Genomic DNA, 23320 nt, shown 5'->3' on the forward strand with positions numbered 1-23320 from the left:
TCATTCGATGATAAACACTCTGAAACGGCTTATAAAAGAGTATCTTTCGCATGCCCGCAATAGACGATTTAATCCTGTTTACCCAAGTTATTGAACACGGTTCTTTTAGTAAGGTTGCTGAGTTGAACGGTATTACCAAATCCGTAGTGAGTAAGCGCATCAGCAAGTTAGAAAAAGAGCTAGGTGTTCAATTGCTGTATCGTACCACTCGAAAATTGTCTCTTACTGAAGCGGGAGAAGTACTGAACCGTCGAGCGAAGAATCTTAATCAAGTGGCGCAATCTGCCTTTGATGCGATTACAGGTTACAGTGAATCCATGTCGGGGCATATACGGATGTCGGTACCAACCATCTCTGGTGAACTGTTATTGGCTAATGTCGTTTCCGATTTCTGTAATCGCCACCCTGGATTGACGGTGGATATGTCCATGGACAATCATTTTGTGGATCTTGTGGCGGAGAATTATGATTTGGTTATCCGAACTGGGTATCTGGAAGATTCCAGCCTGATTGCTCGACATATATTCAATTCCCGTTGGGTGATTTGTGCGTCGCCTGCTTATCTTGACCGCAATGGAGTTCCTCAAACGCCTGTGGCGTTATCAAGGCATAACTGCTTGGGTTATACCCATCAAAGTACCGGTACATTTGACTGGCAGTTTTCTCATGACAATCGCCTTTACACTCATAAAGTGTCGGGAAATTTTGCCTCTAATAATGCCGCCGCATTAAAAAAAGCTATGCTGGCGGGTAATGGGGTGGCGTATCTTCCCACTTGTCTCGTCTATGACGAACTACAAAAGGGCGAACTCGTCGAAATACTAGCAGGTCATGTTGGGAAAGTTGTTGGTATTTATGCTGTCTACCCCTTCACTCGGACGCCCTCTAAACGCATACAAGCGCTCATTGAGCATATTCGAGAAGGCTACTTAGCCATGAAAGAGCGATTCTAACCACTAACTTTTTCCTTTTTCCTGACTTTTTAATGGCTTGTTAGTCCTGTTACTGACCTTATCATGAGGGTAACAGGGTTGTATTTATAAACTGATCCAATTGAATTGTTAGACAAAGAGGCCTATGCCATGAGTGATGATGCAAAACGTTTAATCGACAATTTGTTTGAACGTATTTCACAAGCAGAAAAGCAAACTGGCGAGCGGGATAAGGACGCTGAAGCTCATATTAATAAACATCTAGTGAATAACCCATCCGCGCCTTACTACATGGCGCAAACCATTATTATGCAAGAAGCTGGATTAAAACAGCTAAAAGCGAAGGTCGAAGCGCTGGAAAAAGAAGTGGCTAGCAAGCCAAGTTCTGGTGGATTTTTATCCGGCTTATTTGGTGGTGGAAGCCAAAACACTCGAAATGAACAGGAAAGCAGACAAGGCAACTCTGGGGCTGGTTGGGGCGGAAGTGCACAACAAGCGGGACCAGGCTATGGCGCTGGTTCGGCTTATGGGCAACAAGCTAACTACCAAGGGAATGGAGCAAGAGGACCGGCTGCGGGTGGTATGTTTGGCGGTGGCGGCGGTAGCAGCTTTTTAGGCGGAGCGTTAAAAACAGCGGCAGGCGTGGCTGGCGGTTTGGTTGTAGGGAATATGTTGATGGATATGTTTAGTCACCATTCGCCAACCGAGATGGTCGACATTATTAATGAAACACCTCCACAAGATATGGGGCAATCAGATTTTGCTAATAATGGCATGGACCAAGATGGCTTTGCTGATAATGGCATGGATCAAGGGGGCTTCGCTGACAATGGCATGGGGCAAGGTGGATTTGGGCAAGCTGGTTTTGACCAAGGTGGCATGGATCCCGATGGGTTTAATTCAAATCTAGGTGGGTTTGACCAAGGGGGATTTGACCAAGGCGGGTTTGGCGATGCCGGTGGTTTTGATGACTTTGGCGGGGATTTTGATGATTATAGCTAAACTTTAGGAGGCGTAATGCGACGATCCTAGTGAAAATATCTTGCGCCTTGCTTTTCTTGGTTCTAGTCTCTTAATAGTGATTAAAGATGATATTAAGAGGTGCGATAAGGATGGAGCCGGTATGAAAGAAAAGGGCTGTTTAGTATTTTTCTGTGGGAAAATGGGGGCCGGTAAGTCAACACAAGCTAAGCAAATGGCTGAAAAAAGAAATGCGGTTTTGCTGTCAGAAGATGTGTGGTTAGCGGCACTTTATCCGAATTTGATTCTTTCTTTTAAGGACTATTTAACTTATTCGGCACGGTTAAAACCCTTAATAAGAGAGCATGTTCAGAATATTCTCTCCACCGGGACCAATGTCGTCATGGATTTTCCTGCTAATACTGTTGTACAGCGTAAATGGTTTTTAAGTTTAGTCGCAAAAATCAATGCACCTCATGAATTCTTTTATTTAGATGTCAGTGATGAGCTGTGTTTAAAACGCATTGCGCAGCGACGCAAAGAAGAGCCCACGCGAGCGGCGTTTGATACTGAATCGGTATTCCATCAAGTGACCAAGTATTTTGAAGTACCGACCCTAGAAGAGGGATTGAACTGGCAAAATGATGTATAAAGCCTGACGTCGTCTGTCGTCTGGCTTTATTTATAGCTTTCTAAAGGCGGTCCATAATGAACTTAGGAGTGGATCGCCAGTGCAAGAAATAATTATGATGGCATCTTAACGGTACGAAGGTAGGGCAAAATAGTATTAACTTCACCAAATTTTTCTTTCGCCTGTTGATCATTTAAAGACAAAGCAACAATAACATCTTGGCCTGCAACCCAATTTGCAGGCGTTGCAATCGGTACACCATAGCTCGATTGTAACGCATCAAGGGCTCGCAAAACCTCCGCAAAATTACGACCAACTGACATCGGATATGTCATGGATAGTTGTATTTTTTTGTCTGGGCTAATGATAAAAACGACTCGAACACTGGCTGAATTCGCTGCGGTTCTGCCATCGGGAAGGTAAGCGTCAGCAGGTAACATATCCAATGCTTTAGAGACTTCTAAAGATTCATCTGCGATAATAGGGAAACTTGCTTTTGCACCAGAGAAAGACTCGATATCGGCTTTCCATTCTTTGTGTTCTTCAATGCCATCAACAGATAAACCAATCACTTTTGTACCACGCTTTTCCCACTCTGAAGACAACTGGGCTACTGCTCCAAACTCCGTAGTACAAACTGGTGTGAAGTCTTTAGGGTGACTAAACAAAATTGCCCAACTGTTACCTATCCAATCATGAAGCTTAAAAGTCCCTTGATCCGTTTCAAGTTCTAGGTTTGGAATAGTATCGTTAATGCGTAAAGACATTAGATTCTCCTTAATATTGGTTGAAGTACGAAACAAGCCTAAGCTTGTGTTAAACATATTAGGATGTCCTAAAATTTACTTCTATATGTAATTATCTACTAAGCTTATAAATAAATGCTATATGTATTGAAAAGACACTTTTGGAGTATATGGCGCTAAACACAGCTCGTTTGAGTATGTTGGGGCACGTCATCGAAAATAGCTGGTTGTCTTCTTAGGTTGGTTGTTAGGTTGGTATGGATTCTATTGATAGCCTTGAGCTTGTAGTGTAAATAAGTGAGCGTATCGTCCTTGTTGCTCTAGTAGGCTTTGATGTGTACCTCGTTCCTTAATTTGACCATGCTCTATGAGGATGATTTCGTTAGCAAGACGTACTGTTGAAAAACGATGGGAGATGAGGATGGCCATTTTGTTTTTGGTGTGTTCCTGGAAGTGCTGAAAAATAGAGGCTTCGGCTTGAGCGTCCATGGCAGCGGTGGGTTCATCAAGTACTAAAATATCCGCACTTTTGCGCATGAATGCTCGTGCTAGAGCGATTTTTTGCCATTGACCGCCAGAGAGCTCTTGTCCGTCTTTAAACCAGCGTCCTAATTGGGTTTGGTAGCCTTTATCTAGTTGGTTGATAAAGTCGGTGGCTTTGCCCAGTTCTGCTGCCATTTGCCAGCCCGTTTCATTATTAAAATGCTCATTGTCTCCCGCTCCGATATTTTCGCCAACGGTGAATTGGTAGCGAACAAAGTCTTGAAAAATGACGCCGATGCGTTGCAGTAGCGTCGCTTCATCCCATTGGTTTAGGTCTAGACCATCCAGTAAAATGCGGCCTTTGCTAGGTTCATAAAGGCGAGTTAGCAATTTAATGAGTGTGGTTTTGCCAGAGCCATTTTCTCCTACAATTGCTAGACTATGACCTGGGCGTATATGTAAGTTTATGTTCAATAAAGCGAACTGGTGGCTACCTGGGTATTGGAAAGATACATTTTCAAAACGAATACCGTCGTTAGGAGTCGGGCCAGCCTGTAACCCTTGATACCGTTGATTGGTTGGTTGTTCCAGATATTCGTATAGATTGGAGAGGTAAAGGTTATCTTCATACATGCCACTAATGGCGGTAAGCGAGGCCGATACCGAACCTTGGCCCTGTTTAAAAAGTAAAAGATACATGGTCATTTGGCCGAGACTAATCGCGCCAATGATGGTATCGCTAACAATCCAAGCGTAAGCGCCATAAAAAACCAATGTGCTAATAATTCCCAGTACAAACCCCCAGGTTTCTCGACGTAGGATAAGTTGTCTGGTTTCTTTAAATAAGACAGCAAAAATGCTGCCATACTGCTTTAGAAAGCGCTCCCCTAGTTGGTAAAGGCGCACTTCTTTAATGTTGTCTTCACGAGCAAGCAAGGTTTCTAAGTAGTTTTGTTGGCGCACTTCTGGTGAACGCCAGCGAAACATCATAAAGGCATCGCTTGAAAATTTTGCTTCAGCAATAAACGAAGGAAAAGCCCCGAGAATCAGTATAAGCAAGGCCCAAGGAGAAAATTGCCAAAGTAAGACTGCAAAACTGGCTAAGGAGATGGTGTTTTGAATGATAGAAAAAGTTTTATTGACTAAGGCGAGAGGCCTACTAGAGGCTTCGCGGCGTGCTCGCACTAATTTATCGTAGAACTCTGAGTCTTCAAAGTGAGCTAAGGTTAAGGTCTGTGCTTTTTCTAAAATAAGCATATTGACCTTTTGTCCTAACAGGGTTCTTAAGATCGCTTGTTGTGCGGTAATTGAGCGTTGTGCACCAGCAATAGTAAGTACCAGAACCCCTTCCAACAACACATAATTAAACGCGGCCTGATAATGGATAATCTGGCTTTCTTTATAGGTATGCATTGCACTCATCACGGCATCAACGATGAGTTGTCCCACATAGGCCATGGCGGCAGGAAGAATACCAGCGATTAAGGTGGCAATAGCTAACCCGATGGTAAGAGCTGGTGAGGTTTGCCACACGAGCTCAATGGCACGCTGACTATATCGAAAAACACCTAACATGTTTTTATCAACGTTGTTGTTAGGTTTGGCAGCGGGAATCATGGATCGTTCTATTTGCCTCGTCAGAGTGGTTGGTTAGCTCGTTTCCTAAATCATTATAAGTGGCTTGATTATTATAAGCAGAGCTTTAGGATTGCCGCGTTGCAAGATAATTGCCTAGTCTTCTAGATAATAGGCTGTTTATTAAAAAATGAACAATATTCATTTTGTTTGGATTTTGTTCAGTTATGACGATTTAATGAAATTCTAGTTCTTATCCTTAATATATCCACGATTCACTAAGAGAAAAATGAATCATTCTTAAATTTCTCTTTGTTAACCATAATCGTTACTTCCAGCAAGATTTTTTTGAAAGTTTCACCAGACTATTTTGCAATAAAAATGGGTAGTATTTTCGTGTTTGAAGTACTTTTTTCTGCTACGGTCTTCAACATCATTATATTTTTTTATAAATTTTCTGTTATTTTATTGTTTTAAAAAGACTTTTTTGATTGTTTATACATGATTCAATAGTCCATATAAATTTTTAGAAGAGAATACACTCCCCTCGTTTCTTTGAATGCTTTGCACCGGTCAAATGTAAGTCAGTCAATTACAAAGAAATCGTCAAGATGCTGGTTTTTTGGATGGTGTAATGGTGTGTTTAACATTGCTGTTACTTGAGATGGATCAAAAAAAAATGTACTACTGAAGATTGTACTTTTTGTGAAACATCTTTCCTATTCGATTTTTCGAGGGGCTTTCACTCCAAAAATTTACTAATGATTACAAACAAGGATATCACTTCAGTACCTTGTCATTTCCGTATTATAGATGCTTCAAACCACTGAGGAGTCTGTAAACATAGCAATGGCGGTGTACCGAAACATGTGGATGAATCCACTTTTATAAAATAAATAGATTATAAATCACTGGGGGTAACTATGAGTAAAACACATGCAAAGCATTTGGGGGCAGGGTTGTCAAATCGACAAGTCTCCATGATTTCAATTGCGGGGATCATTGGAGCGGGGCTATTTGTTGGTTCCGCCAATGCCATTGCAACCACAGGGCCTGCTATTCTGATTTCCTATGCGATGACAGGGGTACTCGTACTGCTTGTCATGCGTATGTTGGGCGAAATGGCGGTCTCTAATCCCGATTCAGGGTCTTTCTCGACATACGCGTCCCGTGCCATTGGTCCATGGGCTGGTTTCACTATTGGTTGGTTATATTGGTGGTTCTGGGTATTGGTTATCCCTGTTGAAGCCATTGCTGGGGCGAATATACTGCATGCTTGGTTCCAACATATTCCTTCATGGGAATTTGCGGTAGGGATCATGGTGATTCTGACAATCTCAAACTTATGGGATGTAAAAAGCTATGGTGAGTTTGAGTTTTGGTTCGCGCTGATTAAAGTAGTCGCGATCATTGCGTTTATCATTATTGGTGGCATGGCGATTTTCGGTGTTTGGCCATTGGCTAAGGATGTTAGCGGCGTGTCGAATCTGTATGCCCATGGTGGCTTTATGCCAAAAGGGTTTGGCACCGTGCTCGCAGGTGTATTAGTGACGATCTTTTCTTTCTTCGGGGCGGAAATTGTGACTATTGCAGCGGCAGAATCCAAAAACCCAGGAGACAAGATTCGCCAAGCAACAAAACTCGTTGTGTATCGAATTGCACTGTTTTATCTCTTGTCTATCTTTGTCATTGTGTCTCTGGTGGCTTGGAATGACCCTGCGTTAAAAACGGGCTCTTTCCAGTTTGTTCTCAGTTCACTTCATTTACCTCATGCAAAATTATTGGTTGATATTGTCGTGTTGACTGCGGTATGTAGCTGTATGAACTCTGGGTTATATACGGCTTCACGTATGTTTTATTCATTGGCCTGTCGTGGTGATGCGCCAGCGGTAGCAACAACACTTTCTTCTACTGGTGTGCCTCGCGTGGCCGTAATTGCTTCAACGTTGGCAGGGTTTGCTGGGTGTTTTGCCAGTTATGTATTCCCTGGTGAAGTATTTAGCTTCCTTTTATCAACCACGGGGGCTATCGCTCTTATTGTATATTTGGTTATTGCTGTATCTCAGTTGAGAATGCGTAGTGCACTGGAAAAAGAAGGAAAATCGCCGGCCTTTAAAATGTGGTTGTTTCCAGGGTTAACCTGGTTAACTATTGCCGTTATTGCGGTGGTTTTGGGTTATATGTGTATTTCTCCAGACTACCGACCAGAAACCTTTGCAACCGTTGGCGTAACCGCGATTATGCTAATCTTTAGCTTTATTGTTACTGGTAAACGTTCCACGGACAGAAACCTAGTAACGGAATAACAGTGGATGGCTAATGCTGTCGACGCCGCTCATATAAGCTGAGCCATAAACATTGCCTTGAAAAAGCACGATGATCCTATCGTGCTTTTTTTGTGAGTCGCATTTAAGTTAGATCTCTACAAGACAAACCGCTAAACTATGCTCTCTTTTGGTCAATTTATAGTGTTCTATAGAGTGATAGTGAAACTTGCAAGCGGATGCATTGGTATGATAGTGATCTTTAGGATGTGGGATGAGAGTCGCAGTAGTTGTTAATTCTTTAAAATTGGGCGGTATGGAACGGGTGGCTTGCAGTTTGACTGATGCGTTTGCAAAACAAGGCCATGATGCTCATCTAATCTACCTTAAAAATCGTCAAGTCGAGGTTACCCCCAGTCATCCCAATACGACGATGCATTTATTTGATTTAAAAAAATGGGTGTTATTGAGTGGTATAGGTCTCATTTGGCTAGTGATCTGTCGCTTATTGAATGTGCTATTTCGTAAGACGTTTGCTATGTTTTTTGCTTATGCAGAGGCGGCGGTGTTTACTTATAAACTAAGTCGGCTGGAAAAACGTATTGGCCGTTTTGATCTGATTGTATTTCGAGGGCATGGAACATTCAGTCATGTTTGGCCTTTGCAAGACAAGCGTTTCGTGTTTGTCTGTGAAAGCACACAAAACAAAGTGCATTTTGGTGCGTATTCTAAACGTATCTTCACCTTATTGTTTTCTCATCGTCGTATGGTGTGTGTGTCGGATGGGGCGCGTGAGTCTTTTGAGGACTTAATTGAATCTTTCCAGATTCCTTGTCAGAGCATTCACACGATTACCAATCCTAATGATTATGACAAAATTCGTCAGGAAGCGGCACGTCTAGTTGATGGTGTGGATTATCATAAAAAAACCTATATTTTAGGGCTCGGACGCTTGGTGCCGGGTAAGAACTTTCCGTTGTTGATTGAGGCGTATCATTACGCTCGTCAACACTATGGAATACAGCATGATTTGGTAATTGTTGGGGAAGGTCGTGAACGTGAAAAAATCAAACAGACCATTACACAGTTTGCTTTAGAAGATTATGTTTTTTTAAAAGGCCAACAAAACAACCCGTTTCCTTGGTATCAGCAAGCGGACCTTTTTGTATTAAGTTCAACGAGCGAAGGTTTAGGGATGGTGTTGATTGAAGCGTTGGCTTGTGGCACATCCGTGGTGGCGACAAATTGTCCTGGCGGTGTGAGCGATATCATGAGAGGCAAGTTAAGCGATTTTTTAGCGCAGCAAACACCGAAGTCTTTGGCAGAGAAAATGGTCTTGGCGCTACAAGAAGAGAGAACCCCAGAGTTGACAACAGACATTGCCAAAGCATTACAGCAGTTTGATGAAGCACACATTGTTGAACAATATATCCAAGCCTACTTCGCGACAGAGAATACCCTGTAACGCGATGAGATGATTGCACCGATACGAGTTAGCTATGAAGAAAACGGATTATCAATACGCTTTACAGCCTGATTGGCAAAGTGAGGTGATACTGGAAAACACCCAATCGAAACATCAACACTGCGTCACTATTAATTTAGCGGATGGCGGAGGCTTTAGTGAGTTAAATATTGAGGATTTCACTTGGCTATTAGCGTTTTCTTATCAGTCGACTCATAAGAAAAAGCAAGGCTCTATTGCAATTGTTGAGTCGGATGATTCAGTGGTGTCGGTTTTCAATACTCAGTATTTTGAGTCGGGTGAGGAGGGGGTTCGTTATCTCAATTTGAGTGGGGTGTTGAACAATAATGCCAAATCGGTGGCGACCTTGGTATTTAAACATTGCCATATGCCTAATTATGGAAAATTATTGGCGTTTAAAAAACCGGATTTTAGTGATGGACCAATTTTAATCCTAGCCCCACATGCCGATGATGCGGAGTTGGCGGCTTATGGTTTTTATCATGATTTTGCTGAGTCGACTTGGATAACAACCATTAATGCAGGGCAAAATGTTCAGAAACTAGAGAAACAGTATATTCCTAGTTTGGACGATAGCATGCATGCGGCAGTTGCTCGCAAAGCGGCCATTAGAGCCTGGAACAGTATGACGACACCGCTGCTTGCAGGTGTTCCTCTAGAGCAGCTATCTTCCCTTGGCTACTTTGGGCTAACCAAAAATGCGCTTTATGATACCGCGAAAGAGGCTCAAACGGATCCGGTCTTGGCGGAGTTAACGCCGCAAGTGAGTCGTCAATGGAATCGCATTTTCTTACCGAATGATTTGTCGAATAAGAGTTCAGGGGAAGCCCTAGTCATGGATTTGACTAGCTTATTAGAACAAATCAAACCCACCACTGTATTGGTGACAGAGCCAGAAATCGACCCGCATCCAGAGCATATTATGTCTGCTCATGCCTTGGCATTGGCGATTCGTGAAAGTACACATACGCCAGAGCGAGTACTAATGTATGTGAACCACCTGCGTCACACAAAGACCTTTCCTTATGGTCCTGAGCATGCCAAAACAGCCTTACCACCTTGGTTTGATGAAACGTCTGTTTTTGGCACGTTTTCTTGTTATAGCCATCAGTTGGATATCGCAACGCAAAAGGAAAAAGTTGTCTCTTTTGATACGATGCATGATCTAAGAAGTAAGCCGCGAGTTGGTAAAATGCTTAAAAAGTGGTGGAACAAAAAGGTATTGAAGAATGGTTACCAGTATTATGGTGATCATGTGTACTTTCAAACCCATATTAAGTCGAATGAAGTGTTTACTTTAGTAGATGGTGGTGTGTTTAGTGAGGCTTTGATTGGCAAAGCATCACCTTGATAAGGCCGTATAGATGCCAATGAGCTATGACGTTTCATCGACGAATTAATCGACTTAGGATTTGAGCTTTCACTTTGGTAAATGGATCTTGACCAGTAAGCCTCCCAGAGGGCTTTTCGATGCGCTAATTGTGCCATTGTGTTGGATGATGGCATTTTTACATATTGCCAACCCTAACCCCGTACCACCACTATGCCTGTCTCTGGCAGTAGACACACGATAAAACGGACGGAATATTGCACTCAACTCTCCTTCCGGTACGCCTTCGCCATCGTCTTCTACTACAATTTGTATTGAGCTATTTTGTTCGTGTATTGAGATGTGGATGGCATGGTGGCTGTAATAAATGGCATTGCGCACAAGGTTTTCTAAAGCACTAATGAGCAATGCTGGATAACAACGAATTCGGTAGCTTGGAATGGGAGTAAAGGTTAGCTGTTTTCTCAATTGTTCTGCTTCAAATTGCGCATCGTCGAGCATCGCTTCCCACAAACTATCCAGTGCGTGTTCCTCCCAATGATTGTGGCTATTCACTTGTTGTTGAGCTAATTCTAATAGTTTTGCGATCATGATTTCGAGGCGCTGGGCTTCGGTATCGATGCGAGTTAACTCATGGCTCTCTCCTTGTTTTCGAATAGCAATAGCTTGTGCCATACGAAGTCGGGTAAGCGGAGAACGCAGTTCATGGGATATATCAGAAAGTAGGCGTTGTTGCCGACTGATCATTTCATTCACTGCTTCAACCATTTTGTTAAAACTGGCACCAGCTTGACGAAATTCCGAGCTGCCTCTTTCTAAGGTAGGATCCACTTCAAATTCACCTCTAGCAACGCGTTGTGCGGCTTTCTCTAGACGCCGAGCTGGCTGACTAAGAGCCCAAGCTAACCATAGTAACAAGGGGGTACTGACGAGCATGACAGCCAGAAGAAGTTGTAACGGATGATCAAATAAACGTAATAATAATGGTGGTGGACGGTGCCATTCTTGGCCAACATACAACAGATAGTCATTGCCTGCCAGATGGATGGATAATGGCCCAGATAGCATCAATCGACCATAAAGCTTTTGTTGCGGATTACTTGGACTGTCCATCGAAGTAATGAAATTTCGTAGAGCGCGAAAAATAAAGTCGGGTCCCTTGATAGGAGACAAAATCAATCCGTTGAGATTGGTTATAAATAAAATGGGCTGTTCTCTAATGTGCTCCGGTTTTTTGATGTGTTTGGAATCATGTTCCACACCTTGTGGATCGTCCTTTTGCGCTGGTGGTGGGGGAGGAGATGGATGTCGTTTTGGTGGTTTGGGTTCCATTTTGAGTAGAATGTGACTGATATCTGTTTGTGCGGCAAAGCGTTTCTCTAGGCGATGTTTGATGGCTTGAAGGTGCTTTAGCCGTTCCCTGTCGATATTATGGATTTTTCTAGGGTCTAAATGGGGCAAAGATAGTACCGTAAGCAATACCAATAGCATGGTAAACCAAAAAATGGCAAAAATTCGACCATAAAGGTTGGTTATTTTCGGTAGGCGAATCATTCAGCCACCAGCAGATAACCACGTCCACGTAATGTTTTAATGCGTGGTTTGTTGTCGACAGAGTCTGGCAGTTTTTTGCGTAAGTTAGAGACATGCATATCGATGGCACGATCAAAGACGGCGAGCCGTTTTCCCAGCACTTCAAGACTGAGAGATTCTTTTGTGACAACTTGTCCAGGATGCAATAAAAAATAGTGCAATAGTGCGAATTCCGTGCTGGTAAGGTCGATCAGTTCTTGTTTGTGGTACGCTTCTAGTTTGCCTGGGTAAATGACAAGATCATCGTATTCTATTTTGTCTTGGCTACCTTGGCCTTTGCCAGTCTTTTCCTTGTCACTTTTGCCATTGGTACGCCGTAAAATAGCCCGAATGCGAGCGAGTAATTCACGCTCACTAAAGGGTTTGGGTAAATAATCGTCTGCTCCTAGTTCTAATCCTATCACTCGGTCTATTTCATCACCCTTGGCAGTTAACATAAGAACGGGGATGTCCCATTGTTCTCGTAACTTTTTGAGGGTATCAAAGCCATTCAGTTTGGGCATCATGACATCCAGTAGAATCATATCGACCGATTCGTTCATGAGTGTTAGCCCTTCTTCTCCATCATAAGCGGTGGTGACGGTAAAATGCTCAAAGGCTAGCAGTTCTTTAAGTAGGTCACTTAGCTCTGTATCGTCATCGATGATCAAAATATGTGGCATCGTTATTCCTTGAAAAATGATGTGTCAAGAATAATAGGATTACTCGTATTTTACTGTTAAATGTATCAAACGGTGACGTTTTTACTTAGCTTTACCTTAGCTATACGCCACTTTACTCGTCAGATTCTATGCTACTTCTACAGGTTGACGATAGCGTCAGCAAATTAACCACTTTATAGTTAGGAGTAATAGGGTATGGGAAATCTGACGAAAAAACTGATATTAGCGACGGTGACATTACCTTTCATGATGGGGGCAGCCAGTGCTTTTGCCGAGGCTCCTCCAGGACACCTAGGAGGCCCCAAGCCGCCAATGTGCCGACCTGATATGATGGTTGGGTTAGATCCGCATATGATGAGAGAATTGCATTTTAGTGAGGTTCAACAAAAGGAACTGAGAGCGTTTCGTCTTGCTGAAATAAAAGAGATGAGAGCAATCGAAATAGACCATGAAAAGAGGCTCAATAGTCTATTGAATGCTGATAAGTTTGATAAAGTGGCAGCAAGGGAACTTGCTACCGCAATGGAGAGCACACGAATTGACCGCAAAGTTGCGATGTTGGAAAGACAATACAAAATACTTCATATATTAACACCGGAGCAAAAGGCAGAATATATGAAACTGAAGAGAGAGCATCGGCATCAATGTGAGGAAAGAATGCGTCACCGTTTAGCAAAAGAACATAGGCCGTTGGTCTATTAGTAGAGTGCTACTGACAATAAATGATGATGCCTGTTAAACGGTTTAACAGTAAAAAGCCGCTGTCTAGTAATCGAACAGCGGCTTTTTGTTTAATGACGATGGGGTCATCGCTGAAAACAGAGTAGGATCAAATCTTAAAGCGGTCTGTTAAGGTTTTTAATTGATGGCTGATGGTCCTTAAATTGGTAACCGCTCGAACAGATTCTAGTGCTCCTTCGTTAGTTCGATCGGCCAGTTCTCGGACATTTTCAACGCTTCGGCTGATTTCTTCGGAGACATGAGATTGTTCTTCAGCAGCCGTCGCAATTTGTTGGTTCATGTCCTGAGCGTAGCCTACTTGTTCATTTATGTCTTTGAATAGGGTTAGAACGCCTTTGGCTTTTTCCGCATTTTCCATTGACATATCGCGACTACTCATCATCCTAGTCAGAGATTCTTGTGCGCCATTTTGCAGTTCAATGATCAAATCTTCGATTTCTTTTGCAGAGCTTTGGGTGCGACTGGCCAGTCCACGCACCTCGTCAGCAACCACTGCAAACCCACGGCCAGCCTCCCCAGCCCGTGCTGCTTCAATGGCCGCGTTTAGGGCGAGCAGGTTAGTTTGTTCCGCAACCGCTTTGATGACTTCCAATACATTGCCAACGTTATCGGTACGGGATTTTAATTGTTCCATCGCTTGGCTGGTTACATTTAGATCTTCCGCTAAAGACTCAATGAGTTTGACCGCACTATTGACCATGACATTACCTTGCCCGACAATTTCATCCGCTTTTGTAGAGGCCTCAGCAGCGGTTTCAGTATTGCGCGCAACCTCGGTGACCGTAGAGGCCATTTCATTAATGGCTGTGGCCACTTGATCAGTTTCATCTCTCTGTGACTGCATCATGGATTGCCCTTGCTTCGAAATGGCTTCCAGTTGCTCACTGGTTGAGCTTAAGTTCATCACCCCTGAGACGACCTCGGAGATCAAGCGGTTTAGGGTTTTGCTCATATCACCGATATGATTTAACAGTTTACCAAGCTCGTCCCTTCTTTCCGTGTGAAGCTGTTGAGTGAAATCCCCGCTGGAGATTTTTTCGACCGCTTGAATCACTGTGCTCATAGGTTTGGTGATCATGTGACGAATCAATAAGGCAAAAAAGATACCAATGAGAATGGCAATGACAGTGACAGCAATCACTAGACTGTTAATTTCAGAACCATCCGCTTTGCTCTTTTGCTCTTGTAGATGAGTGATGGCATCAATGTTGTTATTCATGCTTTTGGATAGGGCTAACAATTGGTCTTTAACTGAGTAAAGCTTGGATGTAACCTCAGGATTACGCTTGCCCATTTCACGATATTGATCAAGCAGTGTTAATATTTTTTGCTGATTGCTTTGTAAATTATCAGGTAGCTGTAATGCTTTTGTTTTTTCGATAACTGTATTTAGTCTAGAGGTGACCTCATCCACAGGAATAGGTTGTCCTTTTGTGATAATGCTATCAATAAAAGACGTTAAGGAATAAAAACTAGTTTCAATGGTTAGCACTTCTGACGCATTGTTCTGATCATTGTTCTTCTTAAGTGCTTGAGCAACAAGGTCGTATTGGTTGTAAATATTGCTAAGAAGATTCTTTGCCTGTTTGTCAACGTCATCCCATTTTTTACGGGCCTCAGCAAGTGGCGTTAATGTCTTTTCATACTCTGCTATGCTCTGGCTGGTTTTCTGGATCAGGTCTAATACATCTGGGCCATTATAGAGCTGGTTTGATTTGGCTAATTTGTCACTAAGTTGTCGAGTGAGATCCATTAGCTTGGCTTTGTCAGCCTCAGAGCCGGAAGTAACAAAGTGCTCGCGAGCAACCTGCATATCAACAATATTGTGATCTAACTCGTTGGATAACCGGACTTTGTCTGCTCGGCTGAGTAGTGAACTCACACCATACAGACTTGTTATTCCCACAATAAGCGTTAGTATCAGTACGGAACCAAAGCCTAAAGCTAATTTGGTGCCAATTAATCGGTTTTCTAAAAAATTCATCATCTGGTGATTCCTTAGCAGACGTAGATTGAACTTAGGGTGTCTAGTAAAAAATTAATGACTAATAAGTCCATCTCATTTTGATAGTTGATATAGACAAATATAAAGATAGGAAACTGTTTTTAATAGTACAACCGTGGAGGAAAGTTTTAAAATGTAATGAGTGGCGCAGCAATGTCCACATCACCATTGTGACGACTACTTTAACAGAAAACTATCTTCTTTATAGCATCCAGTCTATTTTAACTGGCCCTTTGACTTTTCGTTGAGGTGAATTCATCAATTAAAAGCGCAAGGTTTTTTATGCCTTCTTCTCGTTCGTTTGGTTGTAATTGGCTATAGTTGATTCGTAAGCAATTACGATATTTACCTGTGGATGAAAAAATGGGTCCGGGTGCAAAGCTAATACCGTGCTCGCGACAGGTTTTGACCAACTCTAAACAATCTATCGGTAGATTGAGTTCCACCCAAAGAACAAAGCTTCCACTAGGAAAACTCACTCTAGTGCCTTTTGGCAGATAGGTATTAATGGCAGTGAGCATATGATCTCGTTGTTGTTCATAGTGTTGCCGCATTTGTCTAATGTGTTTGTCATAGCCTCCCAGACGAATAAATTTGGCGATGGCTAATTGCGGCAAGGTCGGGCACATGGAGCTGCTGACGTATTTGATATGGGTTACTTTGTCTCGGTAGCGGCCAGGTGCTATCCATCCAACACGCATGCCTGGTGCAATGGTTTTAGAAAAAGAAGAGCACATTAATACACGCCCATCGGTATCAAACGATTTGATTGTCTTTGGACGAGGGAATTGATAAGAAATATCCCCATAGATGTCATCTTCAATAATGGTAATATCATAACTTTGAGCCAGTTTAAATAGACGTTTTTTTTGCTCTTCAGGCATGGTATAGCCCATAGGATTGTTGCAGGTAGGCGTGGCTAAAATCGCTTTAATTGGCCATTGGTCTAAGGCTAATTCTAATGCTTCTAGGCTAATGCCTGTTTCTGGATGAGTGGGTATCTCCATGACTTTTAGTCCAGCGGCCTTAATGGCTTGCATCGCGCCATAAAAGCCAGGTGATTCAATGGCAATAATGTCGCCAGGCTCGGCAACGGCTCTTAGACAGACTGAGAGTGCTTCTTGGCAGCCTGAGGTAATAACTAAGTCATCGGGATGAAGTTGGCATCCTGAGGCAACGGTGAGACGACAAATTTGTTCGCGTAATTCGATCGTCCCCCGTACATCACCATAACCTAGTCCTAACTGCGGATGTTGTTTGGATAAATCTGCTAATGTTTTAAGCAAGGGTTTAAGGGTAGGAGCCTGCATATCAGGCATGGCATGTTGCAGTTGTATGCCAAGCTTTTCACTACGAATCATCAGCATATTAAGCACTTCTTCCCATTGTGAGACCTCTAATGGGCGTTGAGGTGGTCGCGAAATAGTGGGCAAATTATCGTGTTGATAAGGCTGACTAACAAAGTAGCCTGATTTAGGGCGAGCTTCTACCAATCTTTCTTGTTCTAGCTGGCGATAGGCCTCTTGTACGGTGGAGATACTGACACTGTATTCTTGTGCTAATTGACGGACCGAAGGCAGTCTGTCGCCTATTTGGTAAAAGCCATGTTTAATATGTTCCCCTAGTCTTAGCGCTAAATCTTGATACAGTGTCATGATCGATTTTCCCTTACTTTAAAGTACTTTATTTTATTAGAAATGAATACATACCTACTGTAACCATACAGATGGGAGTTTTCTTCACCATACAGGCGGTTTTTTTTATAGTCTGTATGGTGAAAAATGTCTATTTTTATCACTGTTATGCTTTTTACTTTCCTTTTAATCTGATGCCTTAGGTGAGTTGGCTAAGAAGGAGAAGGGTTATGTTGATGATTGCATTATTGGTTCATATAAAACAGTGTGTGCAAAGCTATCGAACACGCAAAGTCTTATTGTACTTAACAGCTGATGAACTCAAGGATGTCGGCATCAGTGAAGGGGATAGAAGAAAGCAGACTGCTAAAGCGAGTTTATTGGGAATGGGGAAAGAGATATTGATGTTTAAACGTGTTAGCAAATCCTTTGAAAAAAAAGTGTATGGGGATGTCTAATGCTGAATCTTTCTTTTTTTCTGGGTGTTGCTGTATTTGCCTTTGTTATGTCTGTCACGCCGGGACCAAACAATATGATGTTATTGGCCTCTGGGGCACAATTTGTTTTTCGTCGAACCTTGCCGCATATGTTAGGGATTATTCTTGGCATGGCGTCTTTATTGTTGGCTATTTTATTGGGGCTTGGCTCGTTGTTTATACTCTACCCTCCACTCTACAGTGTCTTAAAATGGGTGGGTGGGGCGTATTTGCTTTGGCTTGCATGGAAAATTGCGAATGCCCCAACGGACAAGATGTCAACGCAAAAGCCAAACTTAGTCCCATCAGGACAATGCAGTGATTTACAACCAGAAAATATCGATAAGCAAATGGTGCCAATGCGCTGGTGGCAAGCTGCTTTATTCCAGTATGCGAACCCTAAAGCTTGGATGATGTCTATTGGCTGTGTCAGCTCGTTTTCTCTAGCGGGCGATCTGTATGTTCAGTCTGGCTTTTGGATTATTATGCTGTTTGCGTGCATGGGGTTCCCCGCGATCACAATATGGGTGTTAGCAGGTGAGGCTATCCGACGAAAGCTAACGAGTGTAAAGCGTCAACGTCTATTTAATATTGTTATGGGTGTGCTGACTGCTTCGACGTTGTTATTAATAATCAAAGGCTAGTCTTGTTTTGCGGATGGCACTCTACTGTTAGTCGTTATGGGGGGCGTATGCAATAGCAGATCTGATCAGTATCGTGGGATGGCTTTTATCACTATGGTAGGACAATCAATAAGGCTGAGTAACGCGTGAGTGAATGGTATATCTACATCATTAGAACTCGTTTAAATACCCTCTATACGGGTATTACCACCGATGTGGAAAGGCGCTTTCATGAGCATTCAAAGCAGGGCACAACGGGGGCGAAATACCTTAAAGGAAAAGGTCCTTTGGAACTTGTCTGGCATCAATTGGTTGACTCGAAAAGGGACGCCGCAAGACTTGAGTATCGTGTCAAAAAACTTAAGAAATATCAGAAATTACAATTGATTAGCGGTCAGATTGATTTACATTCTTTACGAGAATAAGCAGGTTTTTAACTTGTCTTTCAGGCCATTTGCTCCTAGCATTACTTGATTAGCAAAGACAGATTAAATCGTGACTTGTAAAGGGAGACAAGGGTACATGATTCGCCACATTGACCATATCGTGTTAACCGTTGTTGATATTGAAAAATCCGTCGCCTTTTACGAAAAAGTATTGAAAATGAAGCCTGTTACCTTTGCTAACGGTCGTCGTGCCGTGCATTTTGGACAGCAAAAAATCAACTTTCAATGTGTAGGTGATGAGCTACGTAATCATGCTCTTGAAGGCTCTGGTGATCTATGTTTGATCACCGATTGGTCTCTGGATGAAGTCATTGCTCACCTTAACGCCTGTCAGGTGCCGATTCTTGAAGGTCCTGTCAGCAAAACGGGCGCCCAGGGTGAGATTCAATCTGTTTATTTCAATGACCTTGATAATAATCTTATCGAGGTGAGTGTCTATCCTAAGAATCTCTCTGAATAACGCATTTCGTCCTATTGGGTTATTTTTTCTTGTTTAGAACCGCTTTTTTGTTCACTTATTGTTATCATTGTTGCTTTAATTTTGTTCCCTCAAATGACCGTCAAGGATCCTTTTTCGGCTATGAAAACTATCTTAATTGCGAAACAAAACCTTGAGAAGACCTATTCTGGTGCTTGTCGTAGTGTGCATGAGGAAATCAAATATTTTCGTTCTAAAGGCTGTGAAGTGCATACTATTTCTGAAAATGCTAATGTCGCGGATATTGAAAACAGCGGTGGAATTTCGCATAAGTCTAGGCGATTTTTTTGGCAGAAAAAATTTAACCGCAGAATGCAGTTTAGTAATGAAGCGCTGAAGTTGGCGAAAAAACTCAAGGTCGATTTGTTGATAGGTCAAGGGGACTTACAACAGCCGGATGTGCACTTTATTCATAATTGTGTGCATTTAGCATCCGAGAAAATCCATGGCAAGTCCTTGGCGAAAGACGATGAGATGTATTTAACGCATACCCCCATTTTCCAAAATCATCAGTTTAAACATATTGTTGCCAACTCACACTTGGCCAAAAATGAATTGATGTCTCGTTTTTCGATACCAGAGCACGATATTTCTGTGATCTATCCGGCAATTGATGAAAACCAGTTTAAGCTATTACCCATTGAGGAGCGAAATGCGATTCGCGCCGACCTAGGAGTGAAAGACGATGAGCTTCTGGTGGGCTTAGTGACGTCTGGAAATTTTAAAAAACGCGGTGTTGATCGATTCTTTGAGGCCATTAGCTTATTGCCAAAAGAGGTGGCTGAGAAAACGCATTTTGTCTTTGTTGGTAAAGATAAGTTGTCTCCTGAATATCAAGCGATTCTAGACCGTTCTCCTTATAAAGATAGAGTGCGCCAGCTGCCAATCATCAATAAAGTGGAGGGGTACTTTAATGCGTTGGATGTATTTGTACTGCCAGCCAGAATTGAAGAGTTTGGGCGTGTTGTGGCTGAGGCGATGGCCTGTGGTGCCCCTGTGATCACGACGAAATGGGTGGGGGCGAGTGAAATAATGAAAGATGAATCGGCTGAGTTTGTCTATGATGGTGAAAGCAACCAAACGCTCGCCAATTTGATGGATGCTTTGCTCAGTGATAAAGCGCTGCGGGAACGAGTTTCCCTAGCCAATCAAACTTCTGCCAAAGAAGTCTATGAATCCGCATTAGAAGAAAAATTTGATGCCGTTTTTGGGCCTTATATTGCCTAGTCGTCTGTTCGTCTAGTATGCCATAGCCATATAAGGCCCTGTTGAGGAGTCATTGTGTTAGTAGCGCTTTTACCGCAGCAATAACGTCTTTATAGGCTTTCTCTTCATAAACCCCAAAGCCTGTTAATTGACGGGCTTTGATCTTCGTAAAAATTGGTTGTGCTAGTCCAGTTAAAAAACGTGTTATTAGAACCGGTGTGAGCGTTGTCTCTGGGCTTTTGTTTTGCAGCTGTTGTGCGAATTCAGTGACATAGTGAGCCATTTGTTGACGCTGTTCCTCCAGCGACTCTTTTTGCGCTATTGGTTCGGGGAAAACAAGCACTTTTCCACGGCATACAGAGCAATGTCCACAATGTTCTGGGGCATTTTTATCACCAAAATAGCGAGCTAGGTTGTGGTTCAAGCAGCGATTGAGTTCAAAGAAGCGAATCATGGTAGCAATGCGTTCGATTTCTGCAGTTTGTTTTTCCGTTACGTATTGATCTAAGACATTCAGTAAGGTATCTAGATGAAACCGCTCTAGATTGACTTGATAGACCTCGGTTAGTTGCTTGCTTTCTAGTGTGAGCACATGGTGAGACTCAGCGTATTCTAATAGTTGTAGAACATCGCCGCGAGAAAACCCTGATTGCTGATAAATTAAATCGAAATTTGGTGTGCCCCAGATTTTCTTATATTGAATGCCTTTAAGAAGAGCATCGTAAGCGGCGCGCATGTTGTCAGGAACTTGTGCCGCAAAGGCATAGCGATCACCTTCCCACTTTAAACGCACATCTGCGTAATAACTGTATTTAGGAGTGATAGCTCCGAGGATTTCGAGTTGAACCAAGAGGGTTTTTAACGGCAGTGAGCGAATGTTGATTTGGTTGGATAAGCCGTATAGCTGAGTTTTCCAAAGTGTTTGTTGGTCGTCATTGATCTCAGCTTGTTCTTCAATGGTAGCGAGCAGGGAGGCAATGTCTTGGCGTTCCGGTGTATCGCCATAAACGAAGTTTTCTAACGTGTGTAGGCCTTCTAGACTGGCTAACAATACACAACGGCTGGCTTGGTTATCACGTCCCGCTCGGCCGATTTCTTGGCTGTAATTCTCAATGGATTTTGGTAAATCATAATGTATGACTAACCGAATGTCCGCTTTGTCTATGCCCATGCCGAAAGCGATGGTGGCGACGATGATGCGCGTGCGACTTGCCATAAAATCTGCTTGAATTTGGCTACGAAGGTCGTTGCCGAGCCCAGCATGGTAGGAGGTTGCTGAGTAGCCTTTTGATCTTAGTGCTTGAGCGATATCATCTGCGGTTTTTTGCTGAGTCACATAGACAATACTGGCTCCTTGGGTGTCGTCTAAAATCGCCGTCAGCTTATTGAGTTTTTCATGGCCTTGTGCAGGAATAAGATCCACGTCTAAGTTGTGGCGATAAAAGCCTGTTTGCACAATGTGCTCAGGGAAAATATCAAACTTTTGTGCCATGTCTCTTTGTACTCGACGAGTGGCCGTGGCGGTTAAGAGCAAAACGAGAGGGATGTTTAGCTCTTGTTTGTATTGCGGGAGTTTTAAGTAGTCAGGGCGAAAATTGTGTCCCCACTCAGAAATGCAGTGGGCTTCATCCACCACTAGCATAGAAATTGGCACTTGCTTAATAAAGCGACGAAAACGTTCGTTCTTAAAACGCTCGACCGAGATCATGAGAATTTTAATGGCACCACTTTGGGCTTGTCTCATGATCTCCTGACTGTCTTCTTTGGCTTGGCTGGAATCCAAGCAGGCAGCGGGAATGCCTTTACTTTGTAAAAAAGCTAATTGGTCATGCATCAGTGCGATTAGCGGTGAAATGACTAAGGTCAGGTTGGGTAACTGTGTGGCGGTAAATTGATAGCAAAGGGACTTTCCTGAACCCGTTGGGAAAACGGCAAGGGAAGAATGCCCTGATAACAACTGAGTAATGGTTTGGCCTTGGCCTTCGCGAAAGTGCTCGAAACCAAATATGGCGTGTAATGTCCCTTGTAAATCGCGCGCTTGAAAAGTTGGGGTAATGGCTAACGGTGTACTTGTTTTCATTGAGAAATCTGCCCCCATTCTTGTTCACAGCTGTGTAATTCGTTCAAATGATTGAGCCAATATTCTTCACTGGCAAACCAAGGAAAGGCTTTAACAAACGCAGGGTCGCTCCAACGTTGCTGTAACCAGGCCGCATACTGGATAACGCGAGCGCTTTTGAAGACATCGATCAGGTCTAATTCGCGGGTTTCAAAAGGCAAATACGCTTCGTATCCTTCAATCATTTCACTCAATTGCTGTCTTGGGTTTTCCGTTTGTGTCAGGTGGAGCCAGATATCTTGAACGGCCACACCGTTTTGACAATCGTCAAAGTCCAATAAATGAAACTGACCGTTATGCAACATCAAGTTGCTTCGATGGCTGTCTCCATGAATGGCTCTCAGTTGAGTGGGCCAATAGGCTTGAATGCGAGTGGAACTCATGTCAATCAGCTTGGTTATTTGAGTCTGATAAATGGGTTTGAGTTTTTGTGGTAGATAGTCCGCTGCTAAAATGTGCTTAGCCGCCTGAGCCATTTGCTCAAGAGGTGATACACTGATGCGTTTGGTAAAGGGGGCGTTCATTTTTTGATGGACTTGGCCAATTAATTCTCCCAGTTGATACAGCTGATCAAGGTTGTCTGCTTCGGGGTGCTGTCCAATGAGTTTTGGGGATAGGCAAAAGTGTATGCCATTATGGCTAAACAGGCTTTCACCGTTAAAGACCATGGGAGCGACAACGGGTACGCCTTCCTCTTGTAATCTTAATAGGGTGAGATGTTCCTCTTTGATCTGGGCTTCACTCCAGCGTTCTGGTCGGTAAAACTTGGCGATCACTGTTGGACCATCTTCTATCCCAATTTGATAAACTCGGTTCTCATAGCTGTTTAATGGGTAAATTCGCGAGTCGCTCCATAATCCAGTAGATTCGACGGCATCGAGAATCACGTCGGGAACAAGGCGGGAAAAAGCGTGGGAAGCAGACATAGTT

Annotated in this window: 20 protein-coding genes; 12 read left to right on the forward strand and 8 right to left on the reverse strand. The window is 43.0% G+C overall.

What is annotated here, in order from left to right:
• Positions 1–50 precede the first annotated feature (50 nt).
• The 3 genes from JHD45_RS14975 (at position 51) to JHD45_RS14985 (ending at position 2544) form a co-directional block, all read left to right on the forward strand.
• On the forward strand, positions 51–953 hold the full coding sequence (locus JHD45_RS14975) for a LysR family transcriptional regulator (RefSeq protein WP_199477319.1): 903 nt from the start codon (positions 51–53) through the stop codon (positions 951–953).
• A gap of 129 nt (positions 954–1082) precedes the next feature.
• Positions 1083–1934 (forward strand): DUF2076 domain-containing protein, encoded by an 852-nt coding sequence (locus JHD45_RS14980; RefSeq protein WP_199477320.1) that lies wholly within the window; start codon positions 1083–1085, stop codon positions 1932–1934.
• A 121-nt stretch (positions 1935–2055) separates the two neighbouring features.
• Positions 2056–2544, forward strand: coding sequence for an AAA family ATPase (locus JHD45_RS14985; RefSeq protein ID WP_199477321.1), 489 nt, complete (start codon positions 2056–2058; stop codon positions 2542–2544).
• Between the two features lie 92 nt (positions 2545–2636).
• Here JHD45_RS14985 and JHD45_RS14990 read toward each other — a convergent pair whose 3' ends face one another.
• Positions 2637–3290, reverse strand: coding sequence for a peroxiredoxin (locus JHD45_RS14990; protein ID WP_199477322.1), 654 nt, complete (start codon positions 3288–3290; stop codon positions 2637–2639).
• 243 nt (positions 3291–3533) lie between these two features.
• Entirely contained in the window at positions 3534–5369 is a 1836-nt protein-coding gene (locus tag JHD45_RS14995; RefSeq protein ID WP_199477323.1) for an ABC transporter ATP-binding protein, read from the reverse strand.
• Between the two features lie 881 nt (positions 5370–6250).
• Between JHD45_RS14995 and JHD45_RS15000 the strand changes: the two genes are divergently transcribed.
• The 3 genes from JHD45_RS15000 (at position 6251) to JHD45_RS15010 (ending at position 10428) form a co-directional block, all read left to right on the forward strand.
• A complete protein-coding gene (locus JHD45_RS15000; RefSeq protein ID WP_199477324.1) occupies positions 6251–7633 on the forward strand; it encodes an amino acid permease in 1383 nt (460 codons plus the stop codon).
• Between the two features lie 232 nt (positions 7634–7865).
• The gene (locus tag JHD45_RS15005; protein WP_199477325.1) at positions 7866–9056 is read left to right on the forward strand and encodes a glycosyltransferase; all 1191 of its coding nucleotides are present in this window, start codon (positions 7866–7868) and stop codon (positions 9054–9056) included.
• Between the two features lie 34 nt (positions 9057–9090).
• The gene (locus JHD45_RS15010; RefSeq protein WP_199477326.1) at positions 9091–10428 is read left to right on the forward strand and encodes a PIG-L family deacetylase; all 1338 of its coding nucleotides are present in this window, start codon (positions 9091–9093) and stop codon (positions 10426–10428) included.
• A 69-nt stretch (positions 10429–10497) separates the two neighbouring features.
• On the opposite strand, the gene cpxA is transcribed toward JHD45_RS15010, so the two are convergent.
• Entirely contained in the window at positions 10498–11961 is a 1464-nt protein-coding gene (gene cpxA, locus JHD45_RS15015) for an envelope stress sensor histidine kinase CpxA (RefSeq protein WP_233407858.1), read from the reverse strand.
• Positions 11958–12662, reverse strand: a complete 705-nt coding sequence (locus JHD45_RS15020) for a response regulator (protein ID WP_199477327.1) — start codon at positions 12660–12662, stop codon at positions 11958–11960. The genes cpxA and JHD45_RS15020 overlap by 4 nt, the downstream gene beginning before the upstream one ends.
• Before the next feature lie 195 nt (positions 12663–12857).
• Here JHD45_RS15020 and JHD45_RS15025 point away from each other — a divergent pair, with 195 nt between their 5' ends.
• A complete protein-coding gene (locus tag JHD45_RS15025) occupies positions 12858–13364 on the forward strand; it encodes a Spy/CpxP family protein refolding chaperone (RefSeq protein WP_199477328.1) in 507 nt (168 codons plus the stop codon).
• A 127-nt stretch (positions 13365–13491) separates the two neighbouring features.
• Here JHD45_RS15025 and JHD45_RS15030 read toward each other — a convergent pair whose 3' ends face one another.
• Positions 13492–15390, reverse strand: a complete 1899-nt coding sequence (locus tag JHD45_RS15030; RefSeq protein ID WP_199477329.1) for a HAMP domain-containing methyl-accepting chemotaxis protein — start codon at positions 15388–15390, stop codon at positions 13492–13494.
• Between the two features lie 239 nt (positions 15391–15629).
• A complete protein-coding gene (locus JHD45_RS15035) occupies positions 15630–17063 on the reverse strand; it encodes a PLP-dependent aminotransferase family protein (RefSeq protein ID WP_199477330.1) in 1434 nt (477 codons plus the stop codon).
• 209 nt (positions 17064–17272) lie between these two features.
• Here JHD45_RS15035 and JHD45_RS15040 point away from each other — a divergent pair, with 209 nt between their 5' ends.
• The 5 genes from JHD45_RS15040 (at position 17273) to JHD45_RS15060 (ending at position 20292) form a co-directional block, all read left to right on the forward strand.
• A complete protein-coding gene (locus JHD45_RS15040; protein ID WP_199477331.1) occupies positions 17273–17500 on the forward strand; it encodes a DUF1127 domain-containing protein in 228 nt (75 codons plus the stop codon).
• Positions 17500–18162: a LysE family translocator gene (locus JHD45_RS15045; protein WP_199477332.1), complete on the forward strand. Its 663-nt coding sequence runs from the start codon at positions 17500–17502 to the stop codon at positions 18160–18162. The genes JHD45_RS15040 and JHD45_RS15045 overlap by 1 nt, the downstream gene beginning before the upstream one ends.
• 125 nt (positions 18163–18287) lie before the next feature.
• Complete coding sequence (locus JHD45_RS15050; protein WP_199477333.1) at positions 18288–18566, forward strand: GIY-YIG nuclease family protein; 279 nt, start codon at positions 18288–18290, stop codon at positions 18564–18566.
• A 97-nt stretch (positions 18567–18663) separates the two neighbouring features.
• Positions 18664–19047, forward strand: coding sequence for a VOC family protein (locus tag JHD45_RS15055; RefSeq protein WP_199477334.1), 384 nt, complete (start codon positions 18664–18666; stop codon positions 19045–19047).
• A gap of 120 nt (positions 19048–19167) precedes the next feature.
• Positions 19168–20292: a glycosyltransferase family 4 protein gene (locus tag JHD45_RS15060; RefSeq protein WP_199477335.1), complete on the forward strand. Its 1125-nt coding sequence runs from the start codon at positions 19168–19170 to the stop codon at positions 20290–20292.
• A 49-nt stretch (positions 20293–20341) separates the two neighbouring features.
• Here JHD45_RS15060 and JHD45_RS15065 read toward each other — a convergent pair whose 3' ends face one another.
• Together JHD45_RS15065 and JHD45_RS15070 are read right to left on the reverse strand one after the other, a co-directional pair.
• Positions 20342–22351, reverse strand: coding sequence for a RecQ family ATP-dependent DNA helicase (locus tag JHD45_RS15065; RefSeq protein ID WP_199477336.1), 2010 nt, complete (start codon positions 22349–22351; stop codon positions 20342–20344).
• The gene (locus JHD45_RS15070) at positions 22348–23316 is read right to left on the reverse strand and encodes a serine/threonine protein kinase (RefSeq protein WP_199477337.1); all 969 of its coding nucleotides are present in this window, start codon (positions 23314–23316) and stop codon (positions 22348–22350) included. The genes JHD45_RS15065 and JHD45_RS15070 overlap by 4 nt, the downstream gene beginning before the upstream one ends.
• Between the last annotated feature and the right edge of the window lie 4 nt (positions 23317–23320).

The sequence above is a fragment of the Marinomonas spartinae genome (assembly GCF_016461715.1).
GTDB classification, from domain to species: Bacteria; Pseudomonadota; Gammaproteobacteria; order Pseudomonadales; family Marinomonadaceae; genus Marinomonas; species Marinomonas spartinae_A.

Bases quoted from the DNA above. Each gene is read 5' to 3' on its own strand.
- JHD45_RS14985 (WP_199477321.1), top strand. From the start codon at position 2,056: ATGAAAGAAAAGGGCTGTTTAGTATTTTTCTGTGGGAAAATGGGGGCC.
- JHD45_RS15025 (WP_199477328.1), top strand. From the start codon at position 12,858: ATGGGAAATCTGACGAAAAAACTGATATTAGCGACGGTGACATTACCT.
- JHD45_RS15040 (WP_199477331.1), top strand. From the start codon at position 17,273: ATGTTGATGATTGCATTATTGGTTCATATAAAACAGTGTGTGCAAAGC.
- JHD45_RS15005 (WP_199477325.1), top strand. From the start codon at position 7,866: ATGAGAGTCGCAGTAGTTGTTAATTCTTTAAAATTGGGCGGTATGGAA.
- JHD45_RS14980 (WP_199477320.1), top strand. From the start codon at position 1,083: ATGAGTGATGATGCAAAACGTTTAATCGACAATTTGTTTGAACGTATT.
- JHD45_RS14990 (WP_199477322.1), bottom strand. From the start codon at position 3,290: ATGTCTTTACGCATTAACGATACTATTCCAAACCTAGAACTTGAAACG.
- JHD45_RS15030 (WP_199477329.1), bottom strand. From the start codon at position 15,390: ATGATGAATTTTTTAGAAAACCGATTAATTGGCACCAAATTAGCTTTA.
- JHD45_RS15010 (WP_199477326.1), top strand. From the start codon at position 9,091: ATGAAGAAAACGGATTATCAATACGCTTTACAGCCTGATTGGCAAAGT.
- JHD45_RS15060 (WP_199477335.1), top strand. From the start codon at position 19,168: ATGAAAACTATCTTAATTGCGAAACAAAACCTTGAGAAGACCTATTCT.
- JHD45_RS15020 (WP_199477327.1), bottom strand. From the start codon at position 12,662: ATGCCACATATTTTGATCATCGATGACGATACAGAGCTAAGTGACCTA.
- JHD45_RS15070 (WP_199477337.1), bottom strand. From the start codon at position 23,316: ATGTCTGCTTCCCACGCTTTTTCCCGCCTTGTTCCCGACGTGATTCTC.
- cpxA (WP_233407858.1), bottom strand. From the start codon at position 11,961: ATGATTCGCCTACCGAAAATAACCAACCTTTATGGTCGAATTTTTGCC.
- JHD45_RS15045 (WP_199477332.1), top strand. From the start codon at position 17,500: ATGCTGAATCTTTCTTTTTTTCTGGGTGTTGCTGTATTTGCCTTTGTT.
- JHD45_RS15065 (WP_199477336.1), bottom strand. From the start codon at position 22,351: ATGAAAACAAGTACACCGTTAGCCATTACCCCAACTTTTCAAGCGCGC.
- JHD45_RS15000 (WP_199477324.1), top strand. From the start codon at position 6,251: ATGAGTAAAACACATGCAAAGCATTTGGGGGCAGGGTTGTCAAATCGA.
- JHD45_RS14995 (WP_199477323.1), bottom strand. From the start codon at position 5,369: ATGATTCCCGCTGCCAAACCTAACAACAACGTTGATAAAAACATGTTA.
- JHD45_RS15035 (WP_199477330.1), bottom strand. From the start codon at position 17,063: ATGACACTGTATCAAGATTTAGCGCTAAGACTAGGGGAACATATTAAA.
- JHD45_RS14975 (WP_199477319.1), top strand. From the start codon at position 51: ATGCCCGCAATAGACGATTTAATCCTGTTTACCCAAGTTATTGAACAC.
- JHD45_RS15055 (WP_199477334.1), top strand. From the start codon at position 18,664: ATGATTCGCCACATTGACCATATCGTGTTAACCGTTGTTGATATTGAA.